This window comes from Roseovarius halophilus (ex Wu et al. 2025) (genome assembly GCF_047086965.1).
Genome location: NZ_JBKOTX010000215.1, coordinates 1 through 8,119, shown reverse-complemented (window position 1 = coordinate 8,119; position 8,119 = coordinate 1). Strand labels below are relative to the sequence as shown.

Here is an 8,119-nt window from a genome sequence, read left to right as displayed (position 1 = left end):
CCGGCTGACCGGCCTTCCATCAGCTTGTCCAAAAGGTCTTTGTCGATGCTCATTCGTGGTCTCCTTTTCAGAACCGTTACCACGCCAGAGCACAAAATTTAGGATAGTCCCAGAACCTCGCTCGTCACACCGCCGCGCACCAAAGCACCGGCGAGAACGTGGAAAAGGGGATCGCCCAGCATTCCGGACGATCCCGTCATCGAGCCATTACTCTGCGTCAAAGCCTTCGACGATGCGACGGGCCTCTTCGCCCATCTCCTCGAGCGCGGCCTCACGCAGCGGCGCGGCACGTTCGGTAAGATCGCTCCGAAGTTCATCGCTGATGTCGGAGAGGGCCACGCCATTCTCCTCGAGGGTCATCATGTTCTTGGCGTCTTCATCCTGGGCACGCTGCCAGAACTCGGGCTGAAGCTCGTTAGCCAGCCCCGCGATCGCCGTGCGGTCCTCCTCGCTGAGCGCATTCCAGCGATCAAGATTCACGGTCATGGCATTCATGTTCCAAGTCTGCCGCGTCGGATAGCCATAGCCGATAAACTCCCAGAACGAGCCGTCCACCGCGGAGGGCGAGGAGGTCGCGACCGCGTCGATAGTACCCGCGGCCAAGGATGGGATGACCTCGCCCCAGGGCAATTGGACGGGGGTCATGCCAGCGGATTCGAAGACCTCTGTGGAGGACCGATCGTAGCTGCGGATCGTCATCCCCTCCAGTGAGGAGAGATCGGTGACCTCGGCCTCGGTCCAGATCTGCTGTTGCGGCCAGGGAATGGTATAAAGGAGCTTCTGATTATTCTCCTCCATGAGCTCCTCGAGCGTCGGGCGGAAATAGGCCTCGAACTGTTCAAGTTCGTCGAAGGAGCCGAGGAAATAAGGAAGCGAGGTCATGCCCAGCAGAGGCTCAGTGCCAACCTGCTGATTGAGGAGCATGTCCCCGATCGGAACAAGGCCGTCACCGACAGCCGAGAGCATTTCCGGTCCCTTGAAGCCGAGCGATCCGCCCGGATGCAGGGTAATTTCCACCCGGTTCTCAGTGGCCTCGCCGACTTGGTCGGCAAAGCTCTGGGCGCTCTGCGTGATATAGTTGGAGTCCGGCCAGGCAAGCGGCAGGTCCCAGGTCTCGGCGGCGGCGGTGCTGCCCATCAGGGCAAGGATAAGTGTCGTGTATCTGAGCATCGCGTTTCTCCTGTTGGTTGTCTCTCGCGGCATCCGTCGGGTCGCGGACGCTTCTTCTCCGGTCAGTCTGACATCGGGAAACCGTTCTGAATAGCGATAATAACGAACGACAAATCATCACTGGAAGGAATGCATTATTGGTGAGCAGGATAGGCGGAGATGCGGCAACCGGCCTCCTCGATCCCTGCCCGGATCGCATGGGCGAGTTCCAGTGCCCTAGGCGTGTCGCTATGTACGAGGATGGAGTCCACGGGCATCGGGATCTCCTCCCCTGTCAGCGTCGTGAGGCGCTCCTCCCGGAGGACCGCGGATACCCGCGCCTGCACCAGCGCAGGATCGTGGAGCACCGCGCCCTCCGTACCGCGAGCCGCGAGCCGGCCGGGGCCAGAATACCCCCTGTCCGCCAGGAACGATCGGACGAGGCGAAGGCCCTGACGCTCTGCTGCGCGGCTGGCCTCGGTATCCGGCAGACCGATGAAGTGCAGGTCGGGGTCAAAGGCCTTGAGCGCACCAATGAGCGTCCGGGCGACATCGGCATCCGCAAAGGAAAGGTTCCCCAGTGCGCCATGGAAATTGGCATGGGTCAGCTCGCCGCCATGATGGACCGCGATCGCCCGGAGGGCCCCAAGCTGGGAGATGACTTCCATTTCCAACTCCCGGTGGGTTAGCCCCATTGGGCGTCGGCCGAAGCCTTGACGATCAGGATAACCGATGTGACAGCCGAACCGCGCCTTCACCTTGATCGCGCCCTGCACGGTCTCGGCCATAACCATGGGGTCGCCTGCATGACCGCCGCCGGCTATATTGACCGAGGTGACGAGCGGCAGAAGTGCCGCATCGTCCGTGATCCGGTAGGGGCCGTAGCCTTCTCCAAGATCGGCATTGACGTCTATCTTTCGCATCGCCTCAGTTCTCCATCATGCGGCCCAGCCATTGCGCGCCCGCGCCGACTGGCGCGCGATGGCGGCCAGTTCTACCTCTTGGCTTTGTGCCGCGGCCCGGCCTTCAGCCGGGGTGCAGGCAGCGAAGCGTATCGCCCGGCCCAGCGGAACCTGCGCTAGGCGGTGCAGGTCAGCCTCAATAACCACTCCCAGCTTCGGATAGCCGCCGCAGGTATTTGCCTCTCGCATCTGAACCACCGGCGCGCCGCCGTGCGGCAGCTGGATCGTGCCGGGCAGTATACCGTGCGAGAGCAGTTCGCGCCGCTCGCCCGCCTCAAGGACCGGTCCACCGAGGCGATAGCCGACGCGGTTGCTCTCGGTCGTGACGGTCCAATCACTTTCGGTGAAGCACGCCTGGGTCTGCGCGTCATAGTCCTCCCACTCTGCAGCGGGGACGAAGCGCAGCGGCTCCTGGCTCGTCAGAGGGGAAAAAAGCTGCGGGTAGGCATTGAAGCTCAGGCCGAAGCCCGTCGAGCGCCCTTCGGCAGCGGCGGTTCCGGTGGCGAGTGTGTCCCCGTCGCGGAGTGTCCGCCCTTCGAGCCCGCCGAAGCCTCCCTTCAGATCGGTGGACCGTGCGCCCATCAGCAGGGGGACATCGATCCCGCCCCCGACCGCGAGGTAGATCCGCATGCCACTGACACTATGACCCGCGGTCAGAAACTGCCCGCGCCGCAAGGTCTGCGTCCACCACGGAGCGATCCGCGACCCGTCGATCTTGAGGTCCGCCGACGCGCCCCCGACGGCAATATCGACGTCCTCCATGGCTTCGACCGCGAAACCACCAAGAGTGAACTCGATCGCGGCGGCCCCTTCGTCATTGCCAACCAAGGCGTTGACGGCGCGGAGCGCACGCAGGTCCATCGCACCCGCGGTCCCCACCCCCAGGCTGCGGTAGCCGCGGCGCCCGAGATCCTGGACGGACGCGAGCGGGCCGGCTGTTACGATGCGGATCATGTCTCGCCCCCAGCCGGACGGAACCGGAGCCGGTCCCCCGGCGCGATCAGCGCGGGTGGGTCACCCAACGGATCGAAGAAGGCAAGCTCCGTCTGTCCAATGACGTGCCACCCCGAGGGAGAGCTGCGCGAGAGCACGCCCGCCTGCGCGCCGCCGATCATCACGCTGCCCTCTTCGACCCTCTGCCGGGGCGAGGACCGCCGAGGCGTCGTGAGCGACGGATCAAGGCCTCCCAGATAGCCGAAGCCCGGCTGGCTCCCGAGAGCAAAAACCGTGTAGTCCGCAGCGCAGTAGCGCTCGACAACCTCGGCTTCGCTCAGATTATGGGCCGCGGCCACCTCCGAAAGATCAATGCCCCCTCTCCCACCGAAGACGACCGGCACCTCGATCAGCCGCCCCGAGCCCTCTTCCGCGTCGGCGGCATCCCAGAGGCTCGGCAAAACCTCTGCCAAGGCCTCGGCATTGGCCTCCGGGGAGAGAATCGCGAGGACGCTATGAACGCCCACCCCGGTCTCGGCGACCTCGGGGCGCTTTCCCAGAGTGTGCGCGCAGCCCCAGATGCGCCGCTGAACCTCCAGCGACATGGGCCCCTCGAGCTGCAACAGCAGAGCGCTCTCGCCCATGAACGAGATCTTGGGTTCCGCCTCAGCCATAGGCTCCGGCATAGCTTCCGTCCGCGATAGAGCTCAGGATCTCCTCCTCCTTGCGTTGCTGCGCCTGCGTGGCCAAGAGCAGGTCTTTGGCAGACTCCGGACCAAAGGCCACGAGGCCATCTGCGTCGCCCACGATGATGTCACCGGGCGTGACAACCATGCCTCCGATGCTCACCGGTTCATTCAGGGCACCAGGGCCGTTCTTGTAGGGTCCGAGATGCGAGACGGCTCGCGCGAAGACGGGGAAATCTTCCGCCCCGATGGCATCGACATCACGGATGGCCCCGTCGAGCACCATGCCCACCGCGCCCTTGGCTTCTGCGATCTTCGACATGATCTCTCCGATCAGCGCGCGATCCGGATAGCCACCGCCGTCGATCACCAGCACGTCGCCGGGCTGCAGGATCTCGAAGGCGCGATAGATCCAAGCATTGTCTCCCGCCGACGTGCGAACGGTCAGTGCCCGGCCGGCCATAGTGCCCTGCCGGTGGAAAGGCCGCAGGCCACGCGCTCCCTTGGCACGCTCCAGATTATCGCTGATGTTGGCCACTGCGCAGCCACGGAAGCAGGCCATCAGTTCCTTCAGCTCATTTTCTATGCCGGACCAGTCAGTCATTTGCATTCGCCTTCTGCAGTCTCGTTTGCTCCGGTGCGAGCGCCTCGACGGCCCTCGCCATGGCAGCGCAGCCCTCGCGCAGGGTCTCAGTCGACGCCGCAAAGGAGAGGCGCAGAAAGCCCGGCATACCGTAGGAGGTCCCGTCCATGACCGCCAAACCTTCGGCGTCGAGGAACCAGCTCACGAGATCGAGGTCGCTGTCGATACGGCGCCCATCCGGGGCAACGCATCCCAAGAGAGCGTTCACGTTCAGAAACAGATAGAAGGCACCGCCCGGAGGAACGCAGGAGACCCCTGGCATGGTGTCGAGCGCGTCGAGGACCAAGCTGCGCCTGACGGCATAGGTCTCGACCATCTCCCGAACGGGAGCCTGATCGCCTTGCAGCGCTTCGCGGGCCGCGACCTGCGTAAAGGCGGCGGCGCAGGTTGTGGACTGGCCGATCAGCTTAACGATGGACCGTATCAGTTCGCGCGGACCCGCCGCATAGCCCAGCCGCCATCCTGTCATAGCATAGGCTTTGGACATGCCATTCACGATCAGGCAGCGATCCTTCAGCGCAGGATCAAGCGCCACCGGGGTGATGTTTCGCGCCCCATCGTAGGTGATCCGCTCGTAGATCTCATCCGTCATTAGGGCCACGTGGGGGTGACGCGCGAGAACCTCGAGAATGCCGCGCCAGACCGCTTCGCTCAGGACCGCTCCGCTAGGGTTGCCCGGCGAATTGATTATGAGCCAGCGCGTCCGGTCTGTGATGGCCGCTTCCAGCGCGTCGGGCGAGAGCTGAAAGCCAGTCTCGGCGGGGCACTCAACGATCACGGGCTCCCCACCGTTCATGCGCACGATATCAGGGTAGCTCACCCAGTAAGGAGCAGGCACGATCACCTCGTCCCCGGGGTTCAGCGTGGCCGAGAAGGCTTCCTGGATCAGCTGCTTCGCGCCACAGGCGACGACGATTTCCTCTGGCGAGTATTCGACACTGTTCTCGCGCCACAACTTCTCGCAGATGGCCCCACGGAGGGAGGCATCTCCCGCCGAGCCGGTGTAATGCGTCTGGCCGGCGCGCATCGATTCGACCCCGGCCTCAATGATCAGCGCCGGTGTATTCATGTCGGGCTCGCCCAGCGTGAGATCGATGATCCTGCGGCCCTCAGCCTGCAGCTCGCTCACACGCTGCTTGGCCGCGATACTCGCGGAGGGCTTCAGCGACAGAACCTTCTCAGACAGCTTGATCGCCATGTCGTCATGCCTTTCATCCTCAACTCCGCAGGCACCAGACTAAAAAGGACGTACGCATAAACAAAAGCGATATTAACTACTGACAACGAAACACCTCAGGGAATGTTTCGGCAGGTGCTACCCAAGCGCCTGGAAGCTGCTGCCGAAGTCGACGCAGCCCGCGGCCAGCTCTGCCACCTCGTGAATGAACGAATGCGGCCGATCCTCTCGATACATTGCGACATAGGGGACCGGTGGCAGCTCGTCCTCAGTCGCGATCACCTCGAGCGTCTGATCCTCGACGAGATAGCCGAAACATTCCCGCGGCAGATAGGCGACCCCCAGTCCGGCGACGGCCAGCCCAAGAAGAGCCGTAAGACTGTCCGAGGCCAAGGCCTCGGGACAACTTATGCCCTGGCCTTGAAGCCACTTATTCAGCAAGAGGCCCGACCCCGATTGTGATCCCTGCATTAGCATGGGGTGCCTTGCGAGATCGCCAAGGGAAACCTTGCCCGAGCCTTCCACCAAGCCGGGCCGTGCCATCCAGACGTTCTCGACTTTCGCCAAGGGGACCGAGCGGAATTCGGGTAGGCGAAACGCTGCGGGAATAACCACGAGATCGAGCTGGTCCTCTTCGAGCGCTGCAAAGAGCGTCCGGCTCATGTCGACGGCGGGCGAAATCTTCAAAGCCGGATAGTGATGGCGCAGCTGCCCCACTAAGCGGGGCAGCCAAGTCATCGCCGTAAGCTCAGTGACCCCCAGGCGCAGAACACGGGGCCGTCGCTGCGCCTCCAGTTTCACATCAGAGATCTGGTCGTGAAGCTCCAGCATCTTCTCGGCGATGCCGAGAAGCTCCTCCCCCTTCAAGGTGAGCTTCGCTCCGCGTTGGCAGCGGTCGAAGATCTCGATGAGGGAGGCGCGCTCCAGCTCTTGCATCCGCTTCGAGACAGCCGATTGCGAGGTGTTGAGCCGTGACGCCGCCCGTTCGAAGGTCCCGACCCGGGCAATCCAATAAAGCGTTTCGAGCTGCTTCAGGGTGATCTGAGTATTCATAGCAGCCTCCGTGCGGATTTCAGAAATACCGGACAGCGATTACGCTAAATCCCGGACAGCCGTTTCAGTAATTCCCGGACAGCTCGGGCACGGCTGATCCTCTGCCTGCAGTTATGTTTCTGATGGCATCGTTTCGCGGTTTTTCACGTGGGTCAAGTTCTCGTTTTGATCTTTTCTACGCAGGCTGTCTCCCTTGAGATCGATGCGGTGGGCGTTGTGGACGATCCGGTCGAGGATGGCGTCGGCGATTGTGGGCTCGCCGATCATGTCGTGCCAGCCCGAGACGGGCAGTTGCGCGGTGATGATGGTAGAGCGGCGTTGATAACGCTCTTCGAAGAGTTCGAGCAGGTCGAGGCGTTGTTGATCGGTGAGCCCGTGGGTGCCCCAGTCGTCGAGAATGAGGAGCTGGACGCGGGCCAGCTTGTCGACCAGCTTTGGGAAACGCCCATCAAGGCGCGCCATGGCCATGTCCTCGAAGAGCCGCGGCATGCGGACGTAGAGAACGGAGTGATCGAGGCGCGCAGCTTGATGGCCGAAGGCGCAGGCAAGCCAGGTTTTGCCGGTGCCCGTTTGGCCGGTAAGGACGATCTGCTCCTTTGCCTTGATCCATTCGCCTTGTGCCAGGGCGAAGACCTGACGGCGGTCGAGGCCTCGGCTGGCGGCGAAGTTGACGTCTTCGATGCAGGCGTTGGGGAAGCGCATCCTTGCATTGCGAAGCCGGTTGGCGAAGCGCTTATCCGCGCGCGCTGTGGCTTCACGATCGAGCATGAGCCCGAGCCATTCATTGCGATCGAGAGCCTGGCCGGGATCTTGTTCAGCAAGGGCCTTCCAGGCATTGGCCATGCCCGTCAGGCCAAGCGCGGCCATCTGGTCGAGGGTGGGATGTGTCAGCATGTATTGATCCTTTTGTGCTGAGGGTTACTGGTAGTAGCCCGAGCCACGGATGTTGTCGTGGGCCGGTGTGGCGGTGATCGGGTCTGGCGGGTCCGGGGCCTGATCCAGCCCGGTGACGAGGATGGAGCGCACCGAGGCATAGGACACAGTTCCGACCGTCAGGGCGCGGGCGCAGGCCGCTTCCAACCTCTCCGGCCCAAATTGGCGCAGCAGGCTGAGCACCCCGAGGGCGGATCGGTATCCCTGCTCGGGATGCGGCCTGTCACGCATCAGGCGCTCGACAAGCACGGCCGTGTGATAGCCGGTCCGGGCGGCTCGGCGGATGAGGCTTTCCGGCGTCATGCCGCCATGGCGCTGATGTGCCTTGGGCATGTGCTCCTTGATGGTGGTGTGGCCACCACGCGACCCACGGCGGTGATGCACCGCCTGTTGAGCGACAACCACCATGGCCGGTGCCGACAGCCACCTTGGCCGGTGGGGCTGAACGGAAGACGGGCATGCCCGTCTGGAGGACGGCCCCACTGGCCTGATTGATTTCAGGAATAGGTGCTGGTCGCTGCGGGTTGGTAAGCCGGGGTCTTCTGCCGTCAAACGGAGGACCCGGGTTGGCCTACAAATCCGT

The 8,119-nt window shown here is 63.3% G+C and carries 9 protein-coding genes; all 9 read right to left on the bottom strand.

Annotated features, from left to right (window positions below):
* Window positions 1-207 precede the first annotated feature (207 nt).
* Window positions 208-1,170, bottom strand: coding sequence for a TRAP transporter substrate-binding protein (locus ACH107_RS27155; protein WP_412508800.1), 963 nt, complete (start codon window positions 1,168-1,170; stop codon window positions 208-210).
* A gap of 134 nt (window positions 1,171-1,304) precedes the next feature.
* Window positions 1,305-2,072 (bottom strand): LamB/YcsF family protein, encoded by a 768-nt coding sequence (locus tag ACH107_RS27150; RefSeq protein WP_412508799.1) that lies wholly within the window; start codon window positions 2,070-2,072, stop codon window positions 1,305-1,307.
* 15 nt (window positions 2,073-2,087) lie between these two features.
* Window positions 2,088-3,065, bottom strand: coding sequence for a biotin-dependent carboxyltransferase family protein (locus tag ACH107_RS27145; RefSeq protein WP_412508797.1), 978 nt, complete (start codon window positions 3,063-3,065; stop codon window positions 2,088-2,090).
* Entirely contained in the window at window positions 3,062-3,730 is a 669-nt protein-coding gene (gene pxpB / locus ACH107_RS27140; protein ID WP_412508796.1) for a 5-oxoprolinase subunit PxpB, read from the bottom strand. The genes ACH107_RS27145 and pxpB overlap by 4 nt, the downstream gene beginning before the upstream one ends.
* Complete coding sequence (locus ACH107_RS27135) at window positions 3,711-4,334, bottom strand: RraA family protein (RefSeq protein ID WP_412508794.1); 624 nt, start codon at window positions 4,332-4,334, stop codon at window positions 3,711-3,713. The genes pxpB and ACH107_RS27135 overlap by 20 nt, the downstream gene beginning before the upstream one ends.
* Window positions 4,327-5,571: a pyridoxal phosphate-dependent aminotransferase gene (locus tag ACH107_RS27130; RefSeq protein WP_412508792.1), complete on the bottom strand. Its 1,245-nt coding sequence runs from the start codon at window positions 5,569-5,571 to the stop codon at window positions 4,327-4,329. Before ACH107_RS27130 ends, ACH107_RS27135 begins: the two co-directional genes overlap by 8 nt.
* 117 nt (window positions 5,572-5,688) lie before the next feature.
* Window positions 5,689-6,603 carry a LysR family transcriptional regulator gene (locus tag ACH107_RS27125; RefSeq protein ID WP_412508791.1) on the bottom strand — a complete coding sequence of 305 codons (915 nt, stop codon included), beginning with the start codon at window positions 6,601-6,603 and terminating at the stop codon, window positions 5,689-5,691.
* Between the two features lie 111 nt (window positions 6,604-6,714).
* Window positions 6,715-7,497, bottom strand: a complete 783-nt coding sequence (gene istB, locus ACH107_RS27120; protein ID WP_412508790.1) for an IS21-like element helper ATPase IstB — start codon at window positions 7,495-7,497, stop codon at window positions 6,715-6,717.
* A 24-nt stretch (window positions 7,498-7,521) separates the two neighbouring features.
* Window positions 7,522-7,869: a hypothetical protein gene (locus ACH107_RS27115; protein WP_412508788.1), complete on the bottom strand. Its 348-nt coding sequence runs from the start codon at window positions 7,867-7,869 to the stop codon at window positions 7,522-7,524.
* Between the last annotated feature and the right edge of the window lie 250 nt (window positions 7,870-8,119).

Bases quoted from the DNA above. Each gene is read 5' to 3' on its own strand.
- ACH107_RS27155 (WP_412508800.1), bottom strand. From the start codon at position 1,170: ATGCTCAGATACACGACACTTATCCTTGCCCTGATGGGCAGCACCGCC.
- ACH107_RS27150 (WP_412508799.1), bottom strand. From the start codon at position 2,072: ATGCGAAAGATAGACGTCAATGCCGATCTTGGAGAAGGCTACGGCCCC.
- ACH107_RS27145 (WP_412508797.1), bottom strand. From the start codon at position 3,065: ATGATCCGCATCGTAACAGCCGGCCCGCTCGCGTCCGTCCAGGATCTC.
- pxpB (WP_412508796.1), bottom strand. From the start codon at position 3,730: ATGCCGGAGCCTATGGCTGAGGCGGAACCCAAGATCTCGTTCATGGGC.
- ACH107_RS27135 (WP_412508794.1), bottom strand. From the start codon at position 4,334: ATGACTGACTGGTCCGGCATAGAAAATGAGCTGAAGGAACTGATGGCC.
- ACH107_RS27130 (WP_412508792.1), bottom strand. From the start codon at position 5,571: ATGGCGATCAAGCTGTCTGAGAAGGTTCTGTCGCTGAAGCCCTCCGCG.
- ACH107_RS27125 (WP_412508791.1), bottom strand. From the start codon at position 6,603: ATGAATACTCAGATCACCCTGAAGCAGCTCGAAACGCTTTATTGGATT.
- istB (WP_412508790.1), bottom strand. From the start codon at position 7,497: ATGCTGACACATCCCACCCTCGACCAGATGGCCGCGCTTGGCCTGACG.
- ACH107_RS27115 (WP_412508788.1), bottom strand. From the start codon at position 7,869: ATGCCCAAGGCACATCAGCGCCATGGCGGCATGACGCCGGAAAGCCTC.